The sequence below is a fragment of the Rhodococcus sp. MT28 genome, from assembly GCF_058792695.1.
This window is the reverse complement of the sequence record NZ_JBXAFD010000001.1, coordinates 277293-301791: the sequence shown is the minus strand read 5'-3', so window position 1 is coordinate 301791 and position 24499 is coordinate 277293. Positions and strand designations below refer to the sequence as shown.

Sequence of the window (24499 nt, the reverse complement as noted above, 5' to 3'; positions counted from 1 at the left end):
GCAGAATGCAGACCGGAAAGAAGACGGGGCGGCCGCCGACGTTGTCGACAACGGACATCGTCGAGGCCGCCCTGGCCGGTGATCTGAGTGAACTGACCATGCCGAGCGTGGCAAAGCGGCTGGGCGTCAGTCATTCTGCACTTTATCGCTACTTCGCAGACCGCGAAGCGCTGCTGCGTGCCTGCTCGGATCATGTTGTGCGTCAGACTGTATGGCCCGATACGAATCGTCCGTGGCGCGAATTCCTGAAGGATTTCTGCGACGTTCTGTGGTCCTCGTTCGAGCGCTATCCAGGTCTGGCCCAGGTCGGTCTCGCAGTTCCGGGCACGCCGCCGGCGATAATCGAGATCGTGGAGAAACTGGTCGGTTCGTTGACTGCGCAAGGCTTCACACCCCACGATGCGATATTGGCGGTGGACTTCATCTCCGAGGTGACCATGACGCAGTTCGCAATGATGGCGGCGATGGACAAGACCGTCAGCTCCGCCGATTCACGTTCCGCGCGACAGGCGTATCAGGAAAGTTGGAATGCATCGGAGTCGTTGATCGAGGGAATCGGCGACGAATCGACGTGGCACGGGCGAGGTTGGTTGGACGAGAAGATCACGATCATGCTCGACGGCCTGGAAAAGCGTGTTATCGGCTGACATTTCTACTAGCTTTGAGAGTAATGCCCGTTTCGGCGTGATACAGGCTAATGTGCACACATAGGACGGGTGGTTGCTGCACCGGGAGGCGGGGATCATGGATCTCGAAGCGATTGTTCTCATCCAAAGACTCAAGTACCGATACGCACGCGCCTTGGACACCAAATCGTGGGTCGAATTCGCCGACACTCTGACCGTCGACGCCACCGCGATCTACGGAGAACAACTCAGTTTCGATTCCCGAGATTCGTTCGTCTCCTTCCTCGAGAACACTCTCGGATCACACATCATCACCGAACATCAGTGCGGGCAACCCGAGATCGACGTCGACGGAGACACCGCAACCGGGATCTGGTGCCTCGCGGACACAGTGGTAATCCCCGAAGACGGCATGCTGCTTCGCGGATCGGCCTTCTATCACGACAGATACACCCGCTGCAGCGACGGTGAATGGCGAATCTCCCACACGAGCTACGAGCGGACCTGGGAATCGGTGGTGGCGCTCGCCGACATGCCGAGTTTCCGATTGACGTCCAACAAGTGGGCGCTGCTGCAGCAACCGTCGTTCGGCGACTCGGTCGTTCGCAACGTCTCCTGAGGTCGCCCGCGATTAGAGTCGGCTCATGGTTGATGCAGATTTTTCGCTGCCTGACGTACGGACGTGGATTCGCGGTATCCCCGCGCTGACCGGAACTCCGCCGCCCGCGCCCGAGTGTTTTCCGGAAAAGCCGGGGGAGTTGTTCCTCGACTGGCTCCGTGCGGCCGTGGCCTTCGGCGTCGTCGAGCCACACGTGTGTGCGCTCTCGACCGTGGACGGCGACGGTATGCCTGATTCTCGTTTCCTCATCCTCAAGGACGTGACCGAGGGTGGGTTCTGGTTCTCTGGTTCAGCTGCTTCGCCGAAAGGTGTTGAGTTGAAAGAAAATCCGCGAGCATCGCTCGCCTTCTACTGGCGCGAAACAGGCCAACAGGTCCGGATTCGCGGAACGGTTCGCGAGGGCGACGACGCACTTCGACGCCGAGACTTCGTCGAACGCTCCGTCACGGCGAGAGCGGTGGCGACGGCAAGTGAGCAGAGCGAGGTGCTCGAAGACTTAGGGGCGTACGACACGTCGGTGGCCGCTGCGGAAGCAAGAATCAGCGACGACCCAGGGTTCGTGTCGGAGGACTGGCGTGCGTGGTGCCTCCAGCCGGAGTCTGTCGAGTTCTGGCAGGCAGACTCCGGGCGTCGGCATCTGCGGTGGTTGTACCGGCGCGGCTCGGACCGAGCATGGACACGAGCAGTGCTGTGGCCCTAAGGGGCAGCTGGGCCCAGATCAGCTCGCGCTGATCTCCGGCGATACGAGGTTGACGACGATCGACTGTCCGCCCAGCTTGGCGTGGATTTCGGGATGTTCGAACCCCGAGGACAACAGGTAGCTGCCGAGCATCGTGAGCAACTCGTCCAGATCCGTCGTGGGATCGGAGGAATGTGCGCTCGAGGGTGAGGCCTGATTTGCGATGAGTTCGGTGTGGGTGAGTCGACCGGCCACTCGAACGGCGGCTACGCCCATCGCGTCGCGACGTACGACGGTACGACTCCGAGTTTCGAGCGTCCTCGATGATTCGCGTGTTGAAGCTGGCACTGAAAGGTCCTCTCCGCTGCTGTGTGCGGCCGTGGTTCGGGCAGGAAGCGGAAACGTGAATGCATCGGATTGCTTGGGTGCGGTCGACAGAAAATCCGCTGTGGCGGTGGGACTGGTGGAACCGTTACCCGTGGAAAGGTTGCTCCCAGAACCATTGCTTGCAGAACCATTGCTTGCAGAACCATTACTTGCGGAGCTATTGGCTCTCGATCCGTTGCCGGAACCGTTGGGGCCCACTATTCCGTGAGAATTCTTGTCTTCCATTGTTTCGCTCCTGATGCCCGTAAACAGACCGCCGGTTTGCTTAATCGACGCAAACATACCAGGAGTTGGTTTACGGTCACACCCCTTGTGGAGTTCGGCGTTGAATGCGCAGCCACATTGCGAAGCCCCACAGGACGAAGAATGCATAGACCAGATAGAGGATCGCCGAAGGGTAATAGCCGGCTCGGAAAAGAAGGGGAACACCAACGGCGTCGACGCCGATCCAGATGAGCCAGAATTCGGTCCAGCCGCGCGCCATGCCGTATGTCGCGAGGATGGAGCCGGTGAAGATCCAGGCCTCTGCCCACGCTCCGTACGAGCCGAGGAGGTCGAAGATCCAGGCGAAAGCGATTGTGCCGCTGGTCATGACGGCGATCATGGCGACGCGCTCGCGAGTTGTCGCCCAATGGGGCAGGACTGCGCGACCGGAGTCGCGTGCCCCGCGTCGCCACTGAGTCCACCCGTAGACGCTGACGGTGATGAACAACAACTGACGGCCGGCCTGGCCGTAGAGATTGAGCTCTTGCGGCGTGTGGAAAAGTGCGCCCATGAACACCGTGAACAACAAGGCATTTCCGGCTATACCGACGGGCCACGCCCATACCGAGCGTCGCGCGCCCGCGATCGCGGAGCCGATTCCGAACGCGTTTCCGATGATCTCTCGCCAGAGAATCGTGGCGCTGCCGATGTGCAGTTCGGCGTCGAACAGCGCCTCGATCAGGCTCATCAGTCCGCAGCAGCGACGAGGGGTTCGAGCGTCAGATCCGGGAGTTCCTTCTGGATGTACTGCAGGCGCCACTTGTCACTGACCAGGGCGAGCAGAACACCGTCGGAACGGGTGAAGACCTCCACACCGCGCTGACGGTTCAGTTCGACCTCGGACGCGGCGTCGGTACGGCGAGCCAATGCGTAGCCGAGCGGTTCCATCTTGGCCTCGACGTTGAACTCGGCCTTCATGCGCGCTGCGACGACCTCGAACTGCATCGGGCCGACAGCCGCCATGACGGGGGAGGCGTCGCCGCGGATGTCGTTGCGGAGAATCTGGACGACGCCCTCGGAATCGAGTTGGTCGACAGCACGGCGGAACTGCTTGTACTTGCCGGCGCTTTCGGCGCGCAGGATCGAGAAGTGTTCCGGCGCGAACGACGGGATCGGCGGGAACTCCACCTTCTTCTCGGTGTACAGCGTGTGGCCGGGTGCGAGTGCGGTGGCGTTGACGAGGCCGACGACGTCGCCGGGGAACGCGGATTCGACGGTGGAACGTTCACGTCCGAACACCGTCTGGGCGTACTTGGTCGTGAAGGGCTTGCCGGTTTGGGCGTGTGTGACAACCATGCCGCGCTCGAACACGCCGGAGACGATGCGCATGAACGCCAGACGGTCGCGGTGCGCGGTGTCCATACCGGCCTGCACCTTGAAGACGACCGCACTGAACGGATCGGTGACCTCGCGTGGCTTTCCGCTGAGGTCTTCGCGCCCACGCGGCGGCGGCGCCAATTCGACGAGGGTGTCGAGGATCTGGCGGACGCCGAAGTTGAGCATCGCGGACGCGAAGATCACCGGGGAAGTCTGACCGGCGAGGAACATCTCCTGATCGTGGTCCTGGCCGGTAGCGGAGAGCAGTTCACTCTCCTCGGCCGCGGTCTCCCACTCGGAGCCTTCCTTGGCGAGCGCCGCGTCGGCGTCCATGACCTCTTCGGGGGCGATCTTCGCGCCGCCTGCGGTGCGGGTGAAGCGGACGTACTCGCGAGCCTCACCGTCTTCACCGCGCCGCAGCAGTCCGCGGAAGTCGCCGGCGATGCCGACCGGCCAGTACAGGGGGGTGGGCGTGAGGCCGATCCGTTCGCTGATCTCGTCGAGCAGTTCGAGAGGAGTCTGACCGGGACGGTCCCACTTGTTGATGACGGTGATGACCGGAATGCCGCGGTGACGACACACCTGAAACAGCTTGAGCGTCTGCGGTTCGAGGCCCTTGGCAGCGTCGATGAGCATGACCGCCGCGTCGACGGCGGTCAGGACGCGGTACGTGTCCTCGGAGAAGTCGGAGTGACCGGGGGTGTCGACGAGGTTGATGACGTTGATCTGCTCGTCCGGGGTCTCGGAGGAGTGGTAGTTGAACTGCAGTGCGGTGGAACTGACGGAAATGCCGCGGGCTTTCTCCATCTCCATCCAGTCCGAGACCGTCGACTTGCGGCCTGCCTTGCCGTGGACGGCTCCTGCCTCCGAGATCTTCTTCGCGTGCAGTGCCAGCGCTTCGGTCAGCGTCGACTTTCCGGCGTCGGGATGCGAGATGACGGCGAAGGTGCGGCGACGCTCTGCCTCGGCGGACAGGCCCTTGGTCGTCGTCGTGACCGCGACCGACCCGCTCTCGGTTGAATCGGGGCCTTCGGTGTCGGACTGGACAGTCGAGTCGGAAGGGACGGTCGAGTCGGACGGGGTAGTCAACGAAGAACCTCTCGAAGTGGGCGTCGGTGCCGGCGACGTGCCGGTGCGCGGACAGGTGGAGAGTGCGGCAGCACAACAGAGAAAGGATACTCGCAGACCACGATGCAATAGCCACTGCGGCGTAACACTCGGCGAACGATCGCTGATTATCCATGTATGTGTGTGTTCGAACACACAGCCATTTGTGTCCTGCGAAGAGTTGCACTGATCGAAGAGTGACACTGACCGAGGAGTTGCGTTGAGCAAGTTCACCGAAGAGATGTATGCGACCGCCGCAGTCACCGACCGCGGCCTGGTGACGGGAGAGCCGGACAACGCTTTCCGTCAGACCTGGGGCGACATCCACCAGGAGGCTCGGCGCATGGCCGGCGGCCTGGCCGAGGTCGGTATCGATCGCGGCGTCGCGATCGGCATTCTCGCCGGACAGCCCGTCGACATCGCACCTGCCTGCCAGGCGACGTGGATGCGCGGTGCGTCGGTGACGATGCTGCATCAGCCGACCCCCCGAACGGATCTGGGCGTCTGGGCTCAGGACACCGAGACTGTGATCGACATGATCTCCGCGAAAGCCGTCATTCTGGGTGCGCCCTTCGACGCGGCCAAGCCGCTCCTCGAAGAGCGTGGCATCACCGTCGTGACGGTGGACGAGCTTCGCAGCGGAACGTCGATCGATCCCGTGGAGACGGCCGAATCGGATATCGCACTCCAGCAGTTGACGTCCGGTTCCACCGGTTCGCCCAAGGCCGTGCAGATCACGCACGAGAACTTCTACACAAATGCCTACGCCATGATCAACCGCATCAAGTTCTCCATCGAAGACGACGTGATGGTGAGCTGGCTTCCGCTCTTCCACGACATGGGCATGGTCGGTTTTCTCACGGTTCCGATGCAGGTGGGCGCAGAGGTCATCAGCATCACGCCGATGGATTTCCTGCGCACCCCGGTGCTGTGGGCCGAACTGATGGGCAAGTACGGCGGAACTGTCACCGCCGCACCGAACTTCGCGTACTCGCTCTTGGCTCGTCGACTCGCACAGGCGGAAGACGGGGCAGTCGACCTGTCCAGCGTCCGATACATGTGGAACGGCGCCGAGCCGGTGGATCCCGACACGATGGATGCACTCGCCGAGGCCGGTGCGCGTTTCGGTTTGAACCCGACTGCGCTGGCGCCCGTGTACGGAATGGCGGAAACCACGCTCGCCGTGTCGATTCCGGATCCCGATCAAGGTCAGGTCCTCGACTACGTCGATCCAGACTTTCTCGAATCGATGTCTCGAGCGGTGCCGTCCAATCGCCCCAACGCTCGTGCCCTCGCCACACTCGGCAAGATGGTGCCTGACCTCGAGGGACGCATCGTCGACCGTGACGGTCAGGTGCTTCCGGCCCGCGGTGTCGGAATCATCGAGGTTCGCGGCAAGGCAGTCACTCCCGGGTACGTCACGGTCGACGGACACAAGCCGGCCCAGGACGCCGACGGTTGGCTCGACACCGGTGACGTCGGGTACTTCACCGAGGAAGGACTGGTCGTGGTGTGCGGGCGAGTCAAGGACGTCATCATCATGGGCGGCCGGAACGTGTACCCCACAGACATCGAACGGGCGGCCGGAACCGTTGCCGGTGTGCGTCCCGGAAATGCCGTCGCGATTCGTCTCGACGCCGGCCAGAAGCGTGAGAGCTTTGCAGTCGCCGTCGAGACCAACGCTTTCGAAGATCCGGAAGAGGTCAAGCGTATCGAACGCGAAGTGGTCCACGCCGTGGTTGCCGACGTCGGTGTCCGACCTCGCGCCGTTGCGGTCCTGGGTCCCGGCAGTATCCCGAAGACGTCGTCGGGGAAGCTCCGCCGCGCGAATTCGGCTGCACTGCTGGGTAACTGACCGTCAGTGCAGGCGGTTCTGTGCGGCTTCCAACCCGAGTTCAAGCAGTAGCTCCACTGCATCCGCAGCCTCTTCGCATACGAGATCGAGTTCTTTTCGCTCCGTGGACGAGAACGGCTTGAGAACGTAGTCCGCCGGGTCCATGCGGCCCGGCGGACGACCGATCCCGACGCGCGTGCGCAGGTAGTCCTTGGTGGTCAACGAACTCGAAATGGACCGCAGGCCGTTGTGGCCGCCTTCGCCGCCGCCGAGTTTGAGTCTGATCGTCCCGAAATCGAGATCCAGTTCGTCGTGGACGACGATGATGTTCGCGGCGTCGACCGAGAAGAACCGTGCGAGACCGGCGACAGCGCCACCCGAGAGATTCATGTACGAGCGTGGTTTTCCGAGAATCACGCGCCGGCCGGCGAGGCGACCTTCGACGATTTCGGCACCACTCTTCTTGTGTACGTTGAACTTTCCGCCCATGCGCCCGGCAAGGGTGCCGGCGACCATGAAGCCGACGTTGTGCCGGGTCTTCTCGTACTGGGGGCCGGGATTACCCAGGCCGATGACGAGGGCGGTATCTGTGCTCAACGGACGCTACTTTCTGGCTTGATTTTTCCTGCTACGCACGAACGGCGCGTCACTCCGAATCGGAATGACGCGCCGCGCGCAGTGAGTTCTGTTGGAACCGAGAGGATCAGGCCTCTTCTGCAGCCTCGTCGGCGGCGGGAGCTTCTGCGCCCTCTTCGAGGTCTGCCTCGGTGGGTGCAGCAACGACGTTGACGATCAGGGTGTCGGCGTCAGCCTGCAGGGTCGAGCCCTTGGGCAGTTCGAGCTGGCTGGCCAGGATCTGGGTTCCGATCTCGAGACCCTCGACCGAAACCTCGATCTGCTCGGGGATGTGAAGCGCGTCGGCCTCGATGGAGATCGTGGATGCGTCCTGCGCGACCATCGTGCCTGCAGCAGCATCGCCGACGACGATGACGTTCACGTCGATCGTGACCTTCTCGCCCTTCTTGATGACGAGGAGGTCGGCGTGCTCGATGTAGTTGCGGATGGGGTGCACGACGACCGACTTGGTCAGTGCAACCTGCTCCGTGCCCTCGATGTCGAGGGTGAGGATGGCGTTGGTGCCGTGTGCACGGAGGATGGCGGCGAAGTCGCGAGCCGGCACATTGAGGTGGCGGGGATCTTCACCGTGGCCGTACAGAACCGTGGGGACCTGGCCGTCACGACGTGCGCGGCGAGCTGCGCCCTTGCCGAATTCGGTGCGGACGACGGCGACGAGGTTGTTTTCTTCAGACATGATGAAACGGCTCCTACAACTCACGGGGTTCGTGCTCGGTTTACTGACGTGTGGTTTTGCCTGCGGCAAGGCGGACAGGCGCGCACACGGCCAGGAGCGAAACGCTCGAGCTGAGCCGTAGCCGCGTCGATCACGGTAAACCTGCAACGTGTGGAACTGCTGCGATTCACCCTCGCCGAGACAACTTTGGATACGTTACCGGAGTTTGCTCCCGGCCGCTAATCGCAGGTGGTGGGGACCTGGCCGTGTGGACGTGGTTCGCGTCACATCGAAAGCGGTAGCCTGACGGAGTGACCACCGTGGGGAACGCTCCCGAAGGCAGTCGGCTCGGTGCCGTCGTGCCGGGTACCGACCTGTCGCAGCATGCTCGCCTACTCAGTCGGGTGCACGACGCAGTTCTCTCCGGCCAGGAACCACCGGCGCAGCCGCGGACCGTCGTGGCGCGGTCGTGGTCGAGGGTGGCCGCCGGCGGGCTCACGCCGGATCACTGCGGTGCGTCTACTGTTGCCGATTTCTCCGAGTTGGAGGCGAGGCGTTCGCGTACCGCGCTGCGAAGCGTTCTGCCCGAACTGCGAACCACGCTCACCGAGGTCGCCGAGGACGCGGGCTTCATCGTGGTCGTTGCCGACGCCGACGGTGTCCTGCTCTGGCGCGAAGGGGCGAAGACCGTCAAACGTGCGGCGGACGCTCTCGGGTTCGCGGAAGGCGCACGCTGGTCGGAGCAGTCGGTGGGGACCAACGCGATAGGTACCGCGCTGATCGAAGACTCTGCGGTGCAACTCTTCTCGGCCGAGCACTATGCGCCCACGCATCACAATTGGTCGTGTACCGGCTCGCCCGTGCACGACCCACGGACGGGCGAGATACTGGGCGTGGTGGACATCAGTGGATCCGCAGCTTCGGTGCATCCCACCACCGTCGCGCTGGTGCGCACCGCGGTTCGCCTCGCGGAGGCGACGCTGTGGCGCGAGCACGCGGCTTCGCTCGAGCGCCTGCGCTCGCGGGCGGCACCGCTGTTCGCGGCAGGAACAGGTCCGGCATTGGTGGTCGACGAGTACGGCTGGGTGGCCGGCGCCAGCGGGATTGCCGCGCCTGACCGCGTGGCAGCACCCAGTGCGGGAAAGCCCGTCATCGTGCCAGGTCTGGGGATGTGTCTGCCTGAGCCGCTCGGAGACGGCTGGCTGTTGCGCACCGGCGTCGGCGGGCCGTTGATCGAGCTGGAGCTGGCCCTCGGCGCATCGCCGCAGGTGACGGTGCGTGGTGACGCCAACTGGACGCGCGCGCTTTCGCCGCGTCACGCCCAGATCTTGCGGGCACTGGCAGCCGTCGGTCCGGCAGGTGTGGATGCCGCAGGCCTGAGCGAAGTGCTCTTCGGTGATCGCGAGCATGTCGTGGCAGTGCGCGCCGAGGTGTCCAGACTGAGGAAACACCTCGGCGCGGTCCTGCAGACTCAGCCGTACCGCTTTGCCGAGGGCGTGCGAGTTGTGGTGATCTAGCGCGCCGCGCTGATTCCGGCACGACGTCCGAAGAAGCTGCCGTCGCCGAGACTTGTCCCGCTGGCGTAACCGCCCGCACAGACACCGGACGTGCAGCGACCCGCTGCGAAAAGTCCGGGGATCGGCGCACCCGAGACGTGCAGAACCTCGGAATCGACGGTGGTCTTCAATCCTCCCAGCGTGAATCCGCCTGTGCGGCCACGGAGATCGATTGCCGCGAACGGGCCGACGATCGGCTTCACCCACTCGGACTTCTTGCCGAGCACCGGATCCGAACCTTCAGCCGCGTGCCGGTTGTAGAGGTCGACGGTGGATTGCAGCGATCCGGCGGGCAATCCCATCTCGGCTTCGAGTTCCTCGACGGTCTCCGCCACCCAGCTCGGCTGCGCCCGCAACTGTGCACTGGACGATTCGGCATTCATGCCTTCCTCGTACGCAGCTTCGTCGATCACGAGGAATGCCTGGTTGTCCTGCTGGAACAGCGTTGCCTGGCCGACGCGGCCGGGGTAGGTGTCCTCGGGGATGTATCGCTGACCGCGGCCGTTGACAAGAATGCCGCGCACCATCAACTGCGGGTCGCAGAAGAACGCGACCTCGGTGGCGTCCATGTGTGCGGTGTCGGCGCCGAGTGCCTGACCGATCTGGATTGCGCGGCCGTCGTGCGCCTCGATGGAGGCCGCCGGGTGGCCGAAGATACGCGGTGCGTTCGAGCGCACCATCTCGTTGTTGTACGCGAAGCTGCCCATCGCCAGCACGACTCCCTTGCGTGCGCGAATCGCGACGTCTTTGCCGTAACGCTTGGCGACGACGCCGACAACCCGATCGCCGTCTACCACCACAGTTTGGACGCGCAGATCGTATTCTGCTCGGACGCCGAGCTTTTCGGCCGTCTCGACGAGTGGCTTCATCAGCATGTAGCCGCCGCCCTTCTCGCCGGTGTTCTTCTCGGACATCTGCGGAACGTGTCCGCGGGGCGCGGGGTCGACGAGGGTGTTGAACGGCGCGGCGTTCTCGCCTCCCGAGTACATCAGGCCGTCGTCGTACGGCGGTTCCCAGCCGGGCTGACCCCAGAACGATTCCTTGAACGGGACCCCGGCGTCGACGAGCCAGTTGTAGTGATCGACGCTGCCCTCGCAGTACGCGTCGATCTTCGTATCGTCGGTTCCGGGGCCGAGCGCTGCCTTCATGAACGTCTTCATGTTCTCGACCGAGTCCTCGAACCCGCACGCCTTCTGCAACGGCGTTCCACCGCCCAGGTAGATGAATCCACCAGCCAGTGACGCGGCTCCGCCCCAACCGCCCGTCCGCTCCAGGACGAGCACCTCGGCGCCGGCACGAGCTGCTTCGATCGCAGCGGTGACGCCGGCGATGCCGTATCCCGCGATGACGACGTCGGCCTCGTAGTCCCAGGTGGTGATGTCGGCAGCGGAGATCGGTCTGACGGTGGGGTCGGCCATGCGAATAGTCCTCTCGGAAGGCGAAACTGCTGATCACCCCACAGTTGCAGTTTCGACTTCCGCAGATCAGGCATGGTCCCGGTCAACGGGAGGTTTGCAAACTCCTCACCGCGCCCAGAAATGTGTCCAGGTCGGCTTCGTCGACGAAGTAGTGCGGCGATGCGCGAACCACGGCGTCGAGTCCGCGGGCATCCATGTCGAGGAGGGTGGACCCGCGACCGCTGACGGTGACGGTGATGTTCTGTGCTGCAAGCTGATCCCGAACCAGGTGCTCGGAAATACCGTCGACGGTGAAGGAAACGATGCCGCTCAGATGGGTTCCTCGATCGCGGACTTCGACTCCGGAAATCGCTGCCAGACCTTCCCTCAGCGTGACTGCTCGGGATTCGATCTGCTCCCACGCCGTGTCGGTGCCGATCGAGAGCAGATAGTCGGCGGCGACGCCGAGACCCAGGCGCGCCGCGACACTCGTTTCCCAGAGTTCGAATCGTGTTGCATCCGGCGCAGGGACGAAGCTGTTCTCGCCGGTCCATTCCGCTCCGTGCAGGTCCATCGCAGCGGGTTCGAGTGCATCGACGAGTCCGGGGCGGACGTACAGGAATCCGGTTCCGCGTGGCCCGCGGAGCCACTTGCGGCCGGTTGCGCTGAGGGCGTCGACGCCGAGTTCGGTGACGTCGATGGGCAATTGGCCGACGGACTGGCATGCGTCGAGCAGAACGAGCGAGCCGTGGGCCCTCGCGAGTTCGACGACCTCGCGAACGGGGTTGATCAGGCCGCCGTTGGTGGGGACGTGGACGACGGAGACGACGCGAACCCGATCGTCGAGCATGTTCTCGAGTGCGTCGAGGTCGATGCGTCCGTACTGATCGCTCGGGATGATCTCGACGTGGGCACCGGTCGAACGCGCCCGCCCCAGTGCAGCGATGGCGTTGCTCGCGTATTCGACTCCGCTGATGAGAATTCGATCACCGGGTCCGAGCGGAACGGCAGCGAGGAAGTCGTTCCACGCGCGGGTCGCGCTGTCCGTCAAAGCGATATCGGTTGCCTGAGCACCGATGACCCGGGCCAGCGAATGGGGAACAGCAGCGAGGGCGCCGCTCTGACGAGCAGCTGCGACGTATCCGCCGACGTCGGCTTCACGTCGCAGGTGCTCGATCATCGTGGCCGGCACCGGCTCGGGCGGGAGCGAGGATCCCGCGCTGTCGAGGAACACCTTGTCAAGGCATCCGGGAGTGTCGCGGCGGATCGTGTCGAGATCGAACATGGCACCTTCCGTTCATGTCGGTGTGGTTCAAACTACCTGTGAACGAAGCTGTCCCGATGGAGCGAAGACTGGGCACGGCCGATGCCGTGGTGATCGGCCTCGGCGCGATGATCGGCGCCGGAGTCTTCGTGGTGTTCGCGCCCGCTGCCACAGTAGCCGGTACCGGGTTGCTTGTGGGCCTGGCGATTGCAGCGTTCATCGCATTCTGCAACGCGACGTCGTCGGCGCAGCTTGCGGCCAGATACCCCACTTCAGGCGGGACCTACGTCTACGGACGTGAGCAGCTCGGACCCTGGTGGGGGTTTGCCGCCGGCTGGTCGTTCGTGATCGGGAAGACCGCGAGCTGCGCGGCAATGGCTCTAACTTTCGCGACGTATGTTGCGCCTACGGCGTGGCGTGTCCCCGTCGCGGTATTGGTGGTGGCAGCGCTGGTTGCAGTCAACTACCGCGGAGTCACGCGGACGGCGCACATGGCCAGGGTGATCGTCGCCGTGTCGACGACGGCGCTGTGTGTAGCGCTGGTGGTTGCCGTCGTCGGTCCTGGTGCGGTGCGCGAGTTCCCGGATCTCGCATTCGGGTCGTGGTACGGCATTCTGCAATCGGCGGGACTGCTGTTCTTTGCCTTCGCCGGGTACGCCAGGATCGCGACGCTGGGGGAGGAAGTGCGTGATCCGCGTCGAACGATTCCGCGGACGATCCTGATCGCACTCACCGTCGCCGTCATCCTCTATGCGCTGGTAGCGGTGGTGCTGTTGGTGACGCTGGGACCTGATCGGCTGGCGAATTCGGCGCGACCACTGGCAGATGCGGTGGGCGCAGTCGGGTGGAGCTGGGCCGTTCCCGTAGTGGTGATCGGTGCCGCGGCGGCGTCGGCGGGGGCGCTGCTGGCTCTGATCGCCGGCGTGAGTCGTACGGCGATGGCGATGGCCCGCGAGCGCGATCTGCCAGTGGCCCTCGCTGCAGTCCATCCACGGTTCGGGGTCCCTCACCATGCGGAACTTGTGGTCGGTGCCGTTGTGATCGCCTTGGTCTCGACAACCGATCTTCGTGGGGTGATCGGCTTTTCGTCGTTCGGAGTGCTGCTCTACTACTTCGTCGCGAACGTGAGTGCGTACAGCCAACGCGGTGTGGACCGGATGTATCCGAAGTGGCTGCAAGCGGTCGGCGCGGCTGGTTGTGTCGTTCTGGTGGTCACACTTCCGTGGATCGCGGTTGTTTCCGGCGCAGGTGTGGTTCTGGCCGGTTGTGGGTACCGGTGGATACGACTGAAGAAATTCAACGACACGTAACACCACAAAGGGTGCATCTCGGACGTTGGCGTTCTATCGTCGGTAGCGACCGCGAAGACCGCCCGAAGGGGAAGTCGAATGGTGACAGCAGCGTTGACAGCAGCACAGACCACGCAGGTGGATTCACGTCCTGCGGCCGAGGCCTACGTCGGTGGTGTGTGCTTCAAACAGGGGCCACCCCGTTTGGTCGGAGCTGAGCTCGAATGGCTGACCAGCCAGGTTCCCGGTGGGGAGCGGCCGTCAGCAGCGACTCTGGCAAAGGCACTCGGGCGACACGCACCCACCAGTATCGACCCGGATTCACCAGCGGTTCCGCTTCCTCGTGGCAGCCTCGTCACCGTAGAACCTGGCGGACAGATCGAACTCTCGTCAGCGCCGCGGACGTCCGCCCGAGAACTGTGTGACTGTCTCGACGAAGACCGTCGTACTCTCGAAACACTCCTCGCGTCGTACTCCATCGAAATCAGTTCTGCCGCGGCCGACGTCGCCCGACCACCTTCCCGGATTCTCCGGTTGCCACGTTATTGCGCAATGGAATCCCGCTTCGCCGGGATAGGACCGTACGGCACCTTGATGATGTGCAATACAGCAGCAGTGCAGGTCAGTGTCGATGCCGGCGGCAGCCCGGAGTCCATTGCCAAGCGCTGGCGGCTCCTCGGGGACATGGGGCCGGCGCTCATCGCTGCGTTTGCGTGTTCTCCACGCTTGCAAGGGGTTCCGAGAGGGGATTGGGCGTCCCAACGCATGCGGACGTGGCTCGAACTCGATTCCTGGCGAACGGTCGCAGTCCCGGAAGTGCAGGACTACGCCGGCTGGGCGCTCGATGTTCCGCTGATGTGTGTGCGAAACGAGGGCGACGATTGGACGGCTCCGCGGGGTGCCACTTTCGGGGACTGGATAGACGGCGCTTTGGATGCCGAGGTCGGACGCCGACCCGTCTGGGCGGACTTGGACTATCACCTGTCCACGCTGTTCCCGCCGGTTCGCGCTGTCGGCCATCTGGAGGTTCGCTACATCGATGCGCAGCCGGGAGATCTGTGGCGAGTACCGGTAGCAGCGATCGACGCGTTGCTGTCCGGGCCTGCCGTGATGCGTGAGGCGAGTGATGCCGCAGCGTCGACGGCCGGGAGATGGCGGGATGCGGCAGAGTACGGTTTGGACGACGTCGAACTGCGTTCGGCGGCAACCTCTCTGATGTCGCTTGCCGCGTCGTACGCGCCGGAGCCGCAGTTTGTCCGTCTTCTCGATGCCGCAGCCGAACGGTGTTGTCGCGCAATTGTGCCCGGTGAGAGCGACACATGACGGGGGAGATCACCAAGGAAGCGGTCGAGGCCGTACTTCTGCGAGCGCGTGAACGGTCGACGCTGCTCACAGACTGCGTCGACGATACCGAATTGGTCGCTCAGCATTCTCCGTTGATGAGTCCACTCGTGTGGGACCTGGCGCATATCGGCAATCAAGAGGAACTCTGGCTGGTGCGAGATGTCGGTGGCCGCGATCCGGTGCGTAGCGACATAGACGAGCTGTACGACGCGTTCAAGCATTCGAGATCGTCGAGACCCACACTTCCCCTGCTCAACCCGGCCGAGGCGCGCGAATACGTACGTACGGTTCGCGGGAAGGTCTGGGATGTGCTCGAAGCCAGCACCTTCGGACGCACAGAACTCGACATGGACGGTTTTGCCTTCGGGATGATCGCGCAGCACGAGCAGCAACACGCCGAAACCATGCTCGCAACACACCAATTGCGTTCGGGACCCACGGCACTCGTTGCCACACCCGCTCCGCAAGCGGCCCGCATGCCGGAACTCGACGAGGTCACGATCCCCGCCGGCCCCTTCGTCATGGGGACCGACGACGAACCGTGGGCACTCGACAACGAGCGCACTGCGCATCAGGTCTATCTCACCGACTTCGCGATCGACAGATTCCCGGTCACCAATGGGCAGTTCGTCGAATTCATCGAGGACGGCGGCTATTCCCGACCGGAACTGTGGTCTCGAGACGGTTGGCGGCATCGCGTCGACGCGAAGCTCCGTGCACCACTGTTCTGGGAACGCGACAGTTCGGGTTGGTGGCACGAGACTTTCGGCGTCGAGGCTCCGGTCCCACCGGACAAGCCCGTCGTGCATGTGAGCTTCTACGAAGCCGAGGCCTACGCGTGCTGGGCAGGCAAACGGCTTCCCACCGAGGCGGAATGGGAAAAGGCCGCGCGGTGGGATCCGGAATCCGGAAGATCGCGACGATTCCCGTGGGGGGACGTGTCCGCAGACGAGAAACTTGCCAATCTCGGTCAGCGCCATCTCGGTCCCGCCGGCGTCGGCTCGTACCCGGCGGGTGCATCGGCAGCAGGTGTCGAGCAGTTGATCGGTGACGTGTGGGAGTGGACGTCTTCGGGTTTCCATCCGTATCCGGGTTTCCGGGCCTTCCCCTACCGGGAGTACTCGGAGGTGTTCTTCGGCGGCGACTACAAAGTGTTGCGAGGGGGATCGTTCGGGACCGACAGCGTTGCCTGCCGGGGGACGTTCCGCAACTGGGACCACCCGATCAGGCGCCAGATCTTCTCGGGTTTTCGCTGCGCCAGAACGATTTCGGGTAGATCCTGACATGTGTCGGCACCTCGGGTATCTCGGGCCGCCGCGTTCGGTTCGTGAACTCCTCCACGACGGCGAGAACTCACTGATGCGACAGTCGTGGGCACCTCGCGAGATGCGTGGCGGCGGGACCATCAATGCCGACGGATTCGGCGCGGTGTGGTGGAACGGTGGAAGGCAGGGACGGTACCGCAGTATCTCGCCGATCTGGTCGGACCCGACAGTCGACGAGACGTTGTCCCACATCGTTTCCGGATCCGTTCTCGCCGCCGTACGTTCCGCGACGGAGGGGATGGCCGTCGAGATCGGTGCCTGCGCACCGTTCGTCGACGGAACCTACGCTTTCAGCCACAACGGAGCGGTATCCGGTTGGCCTGGCTCACTCGCCGACTTGGCAGCAGAAGTTCCGGCCGTCGAATTGCTGAAGATGCCCGCGCCGACGGATGCTGCCTTGTTGTGGACAGTGCTTCGGCATCGGTTGAAGTCGAAGCCCGCGGAAGCCGCCGTGACGAGCCTCGTTCACGATGTGGCTGCGGCGGCACCGGATTCACGATTGAACCTCCTGTTCGGCGACGGGCAGGAACTGTGGGCCACGGCGTGGGGCCACACGTTGTACACGCGGGTCGACGAGTCGCGGGCACTGATCGTTTCCGAACCGTCCGATCGTTCGCCGGACTGGGAGCAGGTGCCGGACCGGCACATCGTCTGCGCGCGTCCCGGCCATTTGATCATCACGCCGATACCGATGGGAGAACAATGAAAACCCCTACGCTCGAGGTTTATCTGACACCGGCCGAATCGGTCGACGCATTGCGAGCCGAGGCCAGGGAGGGCTTGACCGCTACGCCGAAGTGGCTCTCGCCCAAATGGTTCTACGACGCGCGTGGAAGTGAACTCTTCGAGGAGATCACGGCCTTACCCGAGTATTACCCCACCCGTACCGAACGCGGCCTGCTCGCTCGGTACGCCGACGAGATCGCGGCGTTGACCGAACCCGAGATCCTGATCGAACTGGGTTCAGGTTCCTCTGAGAAGACGCGGTTACTCCTCGACGCGATGACGGCTCGCGGAACTCTGCGAACGTATGTACCACAGGATGTTTCGGTGACGGCCCTCGAAGGTGCGGCGCAGCAAGTCGGTGCCGAGTTTCCCGGAATCGACGTGGTAGGGGTGGTCAGTGACTTCACCGGTTCGCTGCATCATCTACCCGGGGGTGGACGGCGCGCGGTCGCTTTTCTCGGTGGAACTCTCGGCAATCTCGTTCCGGCAGAACGCGCCGAGTTCCTCTCGGGCATTGCAGCGGTGCTCGATCCCGGTGAGAACCTGATCCTGGGCGTGGGGTTGGTGATCGATCCCGCAGTCCTCGTTCCCGCCTACGACGACGCTGCCGGTGTGACTGCGCAGTTCAATCTCAATGTTCTCTCGGTCCTGAACAAGCAACTGGGAGCGAACTTTCCCTTGGAGGACTTCCGTCACGTCGCGCTCTGGGATGCCGAGAACGAGTGGATCGAGATGCGCCTGGAAGCACTTCGTGAAGTCTCGGTGCATATCGACGACCTGGATCTGGAGATCACCTTCGCAGCGGGCGAGCAGCTGCGCACCGAGATCTCGGCGAAGTTCACCGAGGAGGGGATTGCCGCGGAACTCGCGTCCGCGGGCTTCGGGGTGCGGAAGGTGTGGACGGATCAGGATCAGCGCTTTGCGCTGTTGTGCGCGCAGCGGGCGTGAAGTGGGCGCTTGTCAGAGGATGCTGTCTCCCCCCTAGAAGTGTCTCAAAAGTTCTGTAGGCGGCAATATTTGAGAAGTGTCGAGAGTAGAGATCTGCGGTGCCGGTATGGACAGCGTCCGACACCGGCGCAAGATCCACGAGATGCGCGAGTTTTACATAGGACTGGTCATCGCTCGCGCCGAGCGGATACTCCTGCTCGCCGGCCTTGCGCTCGAATTTTGACTGCGCCTCAGCGGGGTCGCCAGCCCAGATGAGATAACAGTCCTCTCGGTAGAAGCACCCGACCCCGTCATTCTTCCCCAACTCGAATATCGCTATGCCGAAGTACGGTTGATCTCGTGTCGGATGCTGAGTCATGCGATTGAACGTAGTGACATCGGAGCGCAAAAGGTATCGGTGAATACCCCGGGATTTCGCAAAAACTTGTCGGTGGGCGCCCGTAGAATCGCTCATATGTTCGAATCGAAGACTTCCGCGGACGCGCTGTTTCGGCAGCATGCGGAAATCGCGCGCGCCCACTTCCTCGAGATCGACGCGGTCACTGCGCTGTACTTGGACCGTTGTGAGGAGGATGCCGCGGTTGGAGTCAATGAGGCTTTTCGGGGTCAATTCGCGCACGTGGAGATCGCGTCGATACTGAGCATTACGGAGTACGCCGCGCAGAAAATGATTGCACTGGGATGTGACCTGCGCTGGCGACTTCCGCGGGTGGCGGCCGCTTTTGCTTGCGGTGACATCGATCTGGCCAAAGCGATGGCACTGTCCGAAGCTCTCGCCAACGTTTCCGAGCACGCGCTCGATGACATCGAGCGACTCCTCGTGGACGGTGCCTGCCGTGTAACCGGTAACAAGTTGAAGGCGCGCGCACGAGGTCTCATTGCTCGGCACGACCCTGATGGGGTGCGTGCCAGGCGAGTTCGTGCGGAGGCGGATCGGGACGTTCGGACGTGCGCGTCGCACGACGGTATGTCGACTCTGGACGGAATGCTTCCAGCGGTCGGCGCTCAGACTTTGGCCACGAGGCTCCGTGCGATGTCGATGCAGGTCTGTGGTTCCGATCCGAGAACTTTCGGGCAACGGCGTGCCGATGCACTGATCGCATTGGCGGAAGGAAAGACGTCGTTGGATTGTCAGTGCGACGGCGATTGCACCCGTAGGGATGATACGAAGACCTCCGCGCTCCCGATTGCGACAATTCTTGTGGGTGTCAACGCCTCCACCCTGCTCGGATTCGACGACCTGCCAGGCTATTTGCAGGGGTACGGCCACATCGATGCCGACCATGCGCGCGCGATCGCCGCGGACGCCACGTGGCAGAGAGTCCTCACCCTTGCACCGTCCGAGGTGCAACATTGTTCGACTGCGGGGGCAGTCGGACCGGTGCTCGGCGTGGGTCGGTCGATGCGCTCACCGGAGATATTGCCCGCTGCGGCAAGGGATAATCGCTCGAGAAGGAACAGTGGTTCGCGGCGCGGTGAATCCACGTACCAGCCGTCCGCGGCGTTGGTGACGATTGTAAGGACGCGAGACGGTACGTGCCGCTTTCCGAATTGTGTTGTGCGTTCTGATAGTTGCGATATCGATCACACGGTGCCGTTCGATCACGGCAACCCCGCTCAGGGAGGGCCTACTGCAGAACGGAACTTGGCCTGTCTGTGTCGAAAACATCACCGACTGAAGACGTTTGGCAGGTGGACAGTGAAGCAAATCGGAGGTGGTCTTCTGGAGTGGAAAGATCCGTCAGGACGACGAACGGTTACCGCGCCCGTAGGCCCATTCTGTGACCCCGAACTGAGAGTGCCCGACGCGGCGAGACTGCATTTGACGGACGACGATGCGCTGGAACGACGTTTCGGACTTCGGGACAGGGGAGTGGAAGCGGATCTCGAATACCTCCTGGACTGGAGTGTGCCCGGCTGGCGGAAGGCACGATCTGCATCAAGACGTAACGCATACCCACTGGCGAACGCTTTGCCGGAGTTTGCCGACTTCTGAAGGGGTTTCGTTTCTCCTGTGGCCTGCGGGTATAGCGAGAGGGCCCGAAAAATGGTGTTTGTCTGTTTATAGTGAGGCGCAGAACGGTTTCCGACCCGAGGAGAACGCGTGCGTCATCCGAAGCTCGCCGCATTGACCGTGGCCCTGACTGCAGTACTGGTGATGCCGGTAACGCAGAGCGTGGCTCAACCATTCCCCTTCGACCCCGGCAGTTTCGGCAACGGAAGCACCGGATCGTTGGGGAGCGACGACCCGGACATACCCATCGAGGACACCCTCCCGCAGTTGTCGGTCACCACACTGGTCGACGGACTCGACCACCCCTGGGACGTGGTGGCGGCCCCGGACGGTGCAATCCTGACCGGACAACGATCCGGCGGATTCTTCGTTCGCCGAGGCGACAACACGACAGGTCCAGTCGCTGCTGACCTTTCGGATCTCTACGCGCAGTCCGAAACCGGGCTCATGGGCATCGCGCTTGCTCGCGACTTCGCTCAGTCGCGCACCCTGTACACCTGCCAAGGATTCAGCGCTGGGGGAGTCACGGACGTTCGAGTGATCGCGTGGACCGTCGACGCCGGATGGACCGCACTCACGCGAACCGGAACTGTATTGCCAGGAATCCCGGTCTCGTCCGGGCGTCACGGGGGTTGCCGAATTCTTGCGGCGCAGGACGGAACGCTGTTCGTCGGGACGGGTGACACCGCGACGCCGAGCGTCCCCCAGGATCCGAATTCGCTGGGCGGCAAGGTCTTGCACATCAACGCCGACGGAACTCCGGCGGCGGGGAATCCGAATGCTTCCAGCCCGGTCTACACGCTCGGGCACCGCAACGTCCAAGGCTTGGCCGTGCAACCCGGAACCGGCCGGGTGTACTCGGTTGAACAGGGCACAAGCGTCGACGACGAAGTCAACCTGCTTACCCCCGGCGGAAATTACGGCTACCGCCCGGATCGGCTTCCCGGAACGTACGACGAATCCGTGCCGATGACCGACCCGGTGCGAGTGCCGGGAGCAATTGCGGCGGTGTGGCGTTCGGGTAGCTCGACGTTGGCTACCGCCAGCGCTGCCTTCACCGGTGGAGCTGCATGGGGTGCCTGGGACGGTGCGCTCGTAATGGGTGGCCTCAAGAGCAAGGAACTGATCTTCCTCCGCCTGAATGCCGACGGACGCTCGGTCGACGCGCAGACCTTCGGGTTGGAGAACCAGTTCGGTCGCTTGCGGTCGGTGACCCCGACGCCCGACGGCTCGCTCCTGGTGACCACCGACAACGGCGCCGGCGACAAGGTGCTGCGGGTGACGCCCACGCCCTGATCTTCAGTACCAGGCGATGACCCGGCACGGACCACCCGAACCACCCGCATGCGTCGGCGCTCCCACCATCACCGTGGCGCCGACGGCCGGAAGTGCGGACAGATTTGCGAGGGCTTCGACTGCGTACTTTCCTGAGCCCAAAGCGCTTCGGTGAGCCCCGTGGGTGGTGCTTCGGCCCGCGTCGATGCTGAGGGTGTCCGAGCCCACGGCGACGATGTTGCGCTCGCGGACGAGAAAGTCGATCGCCTCGGGGTTGAATCCCGGTGTGTGTTGCACGCCGAGTGCATCTCGATTCGTGAAGGCGCCACCGGCACCGGCCCGGGTATCCCAACCCGAGTTCATCGCAACCAGGCTGCGGGGAGCGATGGTCCCGTGGAGGGACTCCCAATCGAGGATGTCCTGGCGGGTGAGCAGTGTGTCGGGGTCGACGGAGGCTCGGGCACTGATGTCGACGACCGCAATCGGCACGACGAGGTCGGCGACGGGAATCTTCTCGACGGTGATTCCGTCCGCACTGGCGTGTGCGGGAGCGTCGATGTGAGTACCAGTGTGTTCTTCGAGGCGGAGTTCGTTGAGGTAGAAGTTTCCACCTGACCCGGCGGAGCCGAGCGAGCCCAGAGATCCGGCGGCGTCGGCGATCTTCGCCAGGTTTCTCATCTCGAACGAGCGCGCGCCCGGCCACACCGGGAACTCCGGCGTCAGTACGTGGGTCAGATCGACGATGGTCTGACCTGTTGGTGCTGCCGACGCAGTGGGCTGTACAGCGCCGGCCATGACGGTCGCGCCGAGGGCACCGGTGCCCAGCGCCGCGAACATCGATCGACGGCTGATCTTCCTGCCCTCGCGTCCGATTGATTCGTAGACCTCCGACAAGACCTTCGGTGAGCACATCAGAAACTCCAGATCACTGGGATCAACACCGTTGCAACTATCAGGAACCACAACAACATCGGGAGTCCGAGCTTCCAGTAGTCGCCGAACTTGTAACCACCAGGGCCCATCACCATCATGTTCGCGGGAGTGGCTACAGGCGTCAGGAAGGAGGCCGCGGCAGCGACGGTGACCGTCATCAGAAGGGGCAGCACCGAGATGTCGAGTTCGATGGCGACCGAGATCGCGATCGGCGTGATGATCAACGCGGTTGCAGTGTTGCTGATCAGCTGGCCCAGAGTCGCCGTCACGACGAAGAGTCCAGCGACGACGACATACGGGCTTGCCCCACCGACGACGTCGACAAACGCATGCGCGAGCTTTTCGGCCGCGCCGGTCTGCTGGATTGCGGTCGACAGCGGGATCATTCCGCCGACGAGAATCAACGTGGTCCACGAGATGGACCGATGCGCCTGCTCGACGCTGATGACTCGTAGCAGCACCATCGCACATGCCGCGAGGAGTCCGGCTATCGCGGATGGCACCAATCCGAACGTCAGCATCACTACCATCGCCGCAACGACGACGAGAGCGATGACCGCGCGGGTTCCCAACGGGGCTGCCTGCTTACGGATCTGGGCAGGTGCGTCGACCACGAGGACGTTCGGATCGACGGCGGTGTGGGTGTCGAGATCGTCCCAGCTTCCTTGCAGGAGAAGCGTGTCACCGGCCGCCAACTTGACGCCCTTGGGGCCGCAGTCCTCACCGGCGCGCTGGACTGCGAGTATCACCAGATCTCCACTGTCGGTCACCATGCCCGGAAAAGCCCTGTCGCCGATCATTTCCGAGCGCGGCGGGATGATCACTTCGACCACGCCGTCGTGCTTGGTGATCAAGGGCTCTGCGGACGGCGCATCCTTTCCCATGAGCTGATACTGCTTCGCGAGGGTCTTGGCATGCCGGCTCAGGTCAGGCGACATCGACGTCCCAGCACGATGGGGGAGGACGTGAGGACCGAGAAGTACGGCGATCGCAATCGTTCCCAATACGAGCGGCGCACCGACCAAGGTGAAACTGAAGAACCCGAAAGCACCGGCCCCGGATTCCTCGGCGGCTTCGGAAACGATGATGTTGACCGGTGTTCCGGTCAAGGTGAGCATCGATCCGGCATGGGCGGCAAATGCCAACGGCAGAAGCAGTTGTGACGTCGATTTACCGAGACGTACCGCCAAGACGACCACCATCGGTACCAACGCGGCTACGGCCCCGTTGACGCTGATCAATGCGGTCAACGCGGCAACCAGCAACATGATCGCACTCACGAGGCGGACTCGGGATTCGCCGACTTTCGCCAGCAGTTTCTCGCCCGCCCATGTGGTGACACCGGTGGCGTCGAGGGCTTCGCTGACGACAAAAAGCGCGGCGATGAACACCACCGTGGGATCGCCGAATCCGGCGAGCGCCTGCTCCATCGTGATCACACCGGTGGCGTACAGCGCCAGGGCAGTGCCGATCGCGATGATGCCGACCGGGATTCGGCCGATCACGAACAGCGCCACGACCAGTGCAAGCACGACGAAAGTGGTGGTGATGTCATTCACGATTCGTAAAGGTACCTGCTCATACAGAACGGCCCCGTCTCGCAAGTGAGACGGGGCCGTGGGACGGACGCGAGGAGAATTAGTTGGAGGCGGCGATGCGGGCCTTCTCGAGAGCGGCCAGCGTGCGAAGAACCGTGGCCTTCTGCTTGTTCAGATCGCTCAGTCGTGCGCGAGCCGGCAACCCTTGTGCGAGTTCGGCGACCTTGATCTGCTCGTCGATCGAACCGAGCTGATCGAGAAGCCCTAGGACGCGCGTCTGGAGCGTGTCGATGTCCACGGTGTCGGTCTTGACCGGAGCGGCAACGCGCGTCGCTGTGCCCGTGCTGGCGGGGCGGGAAGCGCGTGCGGGTGACGTGTCGGCGACAACCGTTGCGGCGCGGGGCCGAATTGCCTTGCGAACAGCGGCCGCATCGGGAAGGACGTCCATGCGGATCTCGTTCAGGACTCGGCGTGCCTCGCGTGCGTTGACGCGGTACTCGCGCTCTTCGTCGTCGTCGGACTGCAGCGTGCCGCCGAGCGGGCGCAGACCGTACATGCCGAGGAAGCGCTTGGCGTCGTCGATGATGCCTTCGTTTTCACGGCATTTTCCGCAGCGGGGTTCGTTGCGGAACATGTCCACGGAGTTGTCGTCTCCGCACCAGACACAAGATCCTGGGCGCCACCGCCGGATCGTCGGAACTGATGAATTCAGGGAATGAGATTCGGGCCGGGATTCCAGGGTTTGCGCGTCGATCACGACGAGCCA

Annotated in this window: 23 protein-coding genes; 13 read left to right on the top strand and 10 right to left on the bottom strand. The window is 63.4% G+C overall.

Features of this window, described 5'->3' with window-relative positions; genetic code table 11:
- Positions 1–5 precede the first annotated feature (5 nt).
- From AC1Q6C_RS01370 to AC1Q6C_RS01360, 3 genes are all read left to right on the top strand, one after another.
- On the top strand, positions 6–647 hold the full coding sequence (locus AC1Q6C_RS01370; protein ID WP_235867843.1) for a TetR/AcrR family transcriptional regulator: 642 nt from the start codon (positions 6–8) through the stop codon (positions 645–647).
- A 97-nt stretch (positions 648–744) separates the two neighbouring features.
- Complete coding sequence (locus AC1Q6C_RS01365) at positions 745–1245, top strand: nuclear transport factor 2 family protein (protein WP_003946235.1); 501 nt, start codon at positions 745–747, stop codon at positions 1243–1245.
- A 25-nt stretch (positions 1246–1270) separates the two neighbouring features.
- Positions 1271–1945: a pyridoxine/pyridoxamine 5'-phosphate oxidase gene (locus AC1Q6C_RS01360; RefSeq protein WP_397524172.1), complete on the top strand. Its 675-nt coding sequence runs from the start codon at positions 1271–1273 to the stop codon at positions 1943–1945.
- An 18-nt stretch (positions 1946–1963) separates the two neighbouring features.
- Here AC1Q6C_RS01360 and AC1Q6C_RS01355 read toward each other — a convergent pair whose 3' ends face one another.
- The 3 genes from AC1Q6C_RS01355 to AC1Q6C_RS01345 form a co-directional block, all read right to left on the bottom strand.
- Positions 1964–2272: a hypothetical protein gene (locus AC1Q6C_RS01355; RefSeq protein ID WP_306669658.1), complete on the bottom strand. Its 309-nt coding sequence runs from the start codon at positions 2270–2272 to the stop codon at positions 1964–1966.
- Positions 2273–2612: 340 nt separating this feature from the next.
- Positions 2613–3263 carry a nicotinamide riboside transporter PnuC gene (gene pnuC, locus AC1Q6C_RS01350; RefSeq protein ID WP_050654516.1) on the bottom strand — a complete coding sequence of 217 codons (651 nt, stop codon included), beginning with the start codon at positions 3261–3263 and terminating at the stop codon, positions 2613–2615.
- A complete protein-coding gene (locus tag AC1Q6C_RS01345; RefSeq protein WP_135000451.1) occupies positions 3263–4867 on the bottom strand; it encodes a peptide chain release factor 3 in 1605 nt (534 codons plus the stop codon). Before AC1Q6C_RS01345 ends, pnuC begins: the two co-directional genes overlap by 1 nt.
- Positions 4868–5219: 352 nt before the next feature.
- On the opposite strand from AC1Q6C_RS01345, the gene AC1Q6C_RS01340 reads away from it, so the two are divergent.
- Positions 5220–6854, top strand: a complete 1635-nt coding sequence (locus AC1Q6C_RS01340) for a fatty acyl-AMP ligase (RefSeq protein WP_007728923.1) — start codon at positions 5220–5222, stop codon at positions 6852–6854.
- A gap of 3 nt (positions 6855–6857) precedes the next feature.
- On the opposite strand, the gene pth is transcribed toward AC1Q6C_RS01340, so the two are convergent.
- Positions 6858–7430, bottom strand: a complete 573-nt coding sequence (pth, locus tag AC1Q6C_RS01335; RefSeq protein ID WP_003946229.1) for an aminoacyl-tRNA hydrolase — start codon at positions 7428–7430, stop codon at positions 6858–6860.
- 106 nt (positions 7431–7536) lie between these two features.
- Positions 7537–8145 carry a 50S ribosomal protein L25/general stress protein Ctc gene (locus AC1Q6C_RS01330; RefSeq protein WP_003946242.1) on the bottom strand — a complete coding sequence of 203 codons (609 nt, stop codon included), beginning with the start codon at positions 8143–8145 and terminating at the stop codon, positions 7537–7539.
- A 290-nt stretch (positions 8146–8435) separates the two neighbouring features.
- Here AC1Q6C_RS01330 and AC1Q6C_RS01325 point away from each other — a divergent pair, with 290 nt between their 5' ends.
- Positions 8436–9641, top strand: a complete 1206-nt coding sequence (locus tag AC1Q6C_RS01325) for a GAF domain-containing protein (RefSeq protein WP_307850414.1) — start codon at positions 8436–8438, stop codon at positions 9639–9641.
- Here the strand turns inward: AC1Q6C_RS01325 and AC1Q6C_RS01320 are convergent.
- Together AC1Q6C_RS01320 and AC1Q6C_RS01315 are read right to left on the bottom strand one after the other, a co-directional pair.
- On the bottom strand, positions 9638–11098 hold the full coding sequence (locus tag AC1Q6C_RS01320) for an FAD-dependent oxidoreductase (protein ID WP_211920664.1): 1461 nt from the start codon (positions 11096–11098) through the stop codon (positions 9638–9640). The genes AC1Q6C_RS01325 and AC1Q6C_RS01320 overlap by 4 nt on opposite strands.
- Positions 11099–11180: 82 nt before the next feature.
- Positions 11181–12362: an aminotransferase class V-fold PLP-dependent enzyme gene (locus AC1Q6C_RS01315; RefSeq protein WP_050654520.1), complete on the bottom strand. Its 1182-nt coding sequence runs from the start codon at positions 12360–12362 to the stop codon at positions 11181–11183.
- 14 nt (positions 12363–12376) lie between these two features.
- Here AC1Q6C_RS01315 and AC1Q6C_RS01310 point away from each other — a divergent pair, with 14 nt between their 5' ends.
- The 8 genes from AC1Q6C_RS01310 to AC1Q6C_RS01275 all read left to right on the top strand — a co-directional run bounded on the left by AC1Q6C_RS01310 (position 12377) and on the right by AC1Q6C_RS01275 (position 21283).
- On the top strand, positions 12377–13651 hold the full coding sequence (locus tag AC1Q6C_RS01310) for an APC family permease (protein ID WP_492666338.1): 1275 nt from the start codon (positions 12377–12379) through the stop codon (positions 13649–13651).
- A 78-nt stretch (positions 13652–13729) separates the two neighbouring features.
- The gene (egtA, locus tag AC1Q6C_RS01305) at positions 13730–14953 is read left to right on the top strand and encodes an ergothioneine biosynthesis glutamate--cysteine ligase EgtA (RefSeq protein WP_211920660.1); all 1224 of its coding nucleotides are present in this window, start codon (positions 13730–13732) and stop codon (positions 14951–14953) included.
- Positions 14950–16257, top strand: coding sequence for an ergothioneine biosynthesis protein EgtB (egtB, locus tag AC1Q6C_RS01300; protein ID WP_042920949.1), 1308 nt, complete (start codon positions 14950–14952; stop codon positions 16255–16257). Before egtA ends, egtB begins: the two co-directional genes overlap by 4 nt.
- Before the next feature lies 1 nt (position 16258).
- Entirely contained in the window at positions 16259–17005 is a 747-nt protein-coding gene (egtC, locus tag AC1Q6C_RS01295; protein WP_007728904.1) for an ergothioneine biosynthesis protein EgtC, read from the top strand.
- Entirely contained in the window at positions 17002–17973 is a 972-nt protein-coding gene (egtD, locus tag AC1Q6C_RS01290) for an L-histidine N(alpha)-methyltransferase (protein ID WP_030536289.1), read from the top strand. The genes egtC and egtD overlap by 4 nt, the downstream gene beginning before the upstream one ends.
- A gap of 76 nt (positions 17974–18049) precedes the next feature.
- Positions 18050–18196 carry a hypothetical protein gene (locus AC1Q6C_RS01285; protein ID WP_155277926.1) on the top strand — a complete coding sequence of 49 codons (147 nt, stop codon included), beginning with the start codon at positions 18050–18052 and terminating at the stop codon, positions 18194–18196.
- 231 nt (positions 18197–18427) lie between these two features.
- On the top strand, positions 18428–19969 hold the full coding sequence (locus AC1Q6C_RS01280; RefSeq protein ID WP_051720841.1) for an HNH endonuclease signature motif containing protein: 1542 nt from the start codon (positions 18428–18430) through the stop codon (positions 19967–19969).
- A gap of 108 nt (positions 19970–20077) precedes the next feature.
- Positions 20078–21283 carry a PQQ-dependent sugar dehydrogenase gene (locus tag AC1Q6C_RS01275; RefSeq protein WP_054188780.1) on the top strand — a complete coding sequence of 402 codons (1206 nt, stop codon included), beginning with the start codon at positions 20078–20080 and terminating at the stop codon, positions 21281–21283.
- Positions 21284–21286: 3 nt separating this feature from the next.
- On the opposite strand, the gene AC1Q6C_RS01270 is transcribed toward AC1Q6C_RS01275, so the two are convergent.
- The 3 genes from AC1Q6C_RS01270 to AC1Q6C_RS01260 form a co-directional block, all read right to left on the bottom strand.
- Positions 21287–22174, bottom strand: a complete 888-nt coding sequence (locus AC1Q6C_RS01270) for a cyclase family protein (protein ID WP_030536286.1) — start codon at positions 22172–22174, stop codon at positions 21287–21289.
- On the bottom strand, positions 22174–23754 hold the full coding sequence (locus AC1Q6C_RS01265; protein ID WP_050654528.1) for an SLC13 family permease: 1581 nt from the start codon (positions 23752–23754) through the stop codon (positions 22174–22176). Before AC1Q6C_RS01265 ends, AC1Q6C_RS01270 begins: the two co-directional genes overlap by 1 nt.
- A 79-nt stretch (positions 23755–23833) precedes the next feature.
- Positions 23834–24490 carry a hypothetical protein gene (locus AC1Q6C_RS01260; protein ID WP_030536285.1) on the bottom strand — a complete coding sequence of 219 codons (657 nt, stop codon included), beginning with the start codon at positions 24488–24490 and terminating at the stop codon, positions 23834–23836.
- Positions 24491–24499: the final 9 nt, after the last annotated feature.

Coding starts and splice junctions, on each gene's coding strand:
- AC1Q6C_RS01370 (WP_235867843.1), top strand. CDS start 6: ATGCAGACCGGAAAGAAGACGGGGCGGCCGCCGACGTTGTCGACAACG.
- AC1Q6C_RS01365 (WP_003946235.1), top strand. CDS start 745: ATGGATCTCGAAGCGATTGTTCTCATCCAAAGACTCAAGTACCGATAC.
- AC1Q6C_RS01360 (WP_397524172.1), top strand. CDS start 1,271: ATGGTTGATGCAGATTTTTCGCTGCCTGACGTACGGACGTGGATTCGC.
- pnuC (WP_050654516.1), bottom strand. CDS start 3,263: ATGAGCCTGATCGAGGCGCTGTTCGACGCCGAACTGCACATCGGCAGC.
- AC1Q6C_RS01330 (WP_003946242.1), bottom strand. CDS start 8,145: ATGTCTGAAGAAAACAACCTCGTCGCCGTCGTCCGCACCGAATTCGGC.
- AC1Q6C_RS01320 (WP_211920664.1), bottom strand. CDS start 11,098: ATGGCCGACCCCACCGTCAGACCGATCTCCGCTGCCGACATCACCACC.
- AC1Q6C_RS01315 (WP_050654520.1), bottom strand. CDS start 12,362: ATGTTCGATCTCGACACGATCCGCCGCGACACTCCCGGATGCCTTGAC.
- AC1Q6C_RS01310 (WP_492666338.1), top strand. CDS start 12,377: ATGTCGGTGTGGTTCAAACTACCTGTGAACGAAGCTGTCCCGATGGAG.
- egtA (WP_211920660.1), top strand. CDS start 13,730: ATGGTGACAGCAGCGTTGACAGCAGCACAGACCACGCAGGTGGATTCA.
- egtB (WP_042920949.1), top strand. CDS start 14,950: ATGACGGGGGAGATCACCAAGGAAGCGGTCGAGGCCGTACTTCTGCGA.
- egtC (WP_007728904.1), top strand. CDS start 16,259: ATGTGTCGGCACCTCGGGTATCTCGGGCCGCCGCGTTCGGTTCGTGAA.
- egtD (WP_030536289.1), top strand. CDS start 17,002: ATGAAAACCCCTACGCTCGAGGTTTATCTGACACCGGCCGAATCGGTC.
- AC1Q6C_RS01280 (WP_051720841.1), top strand. CDS start 18,428: ATGTTCGAATCGAAGACTTCCGCGGACGCGCTGTTTCGGCAGCATGCG.
- AC1Q6C_RS01270 (WP_030536286.1), bottom strand. CDS start 22,174: ATGTGCTCACCGAAGGTCTTGTCGGAGGTCTACGAATCAATCGGACGC.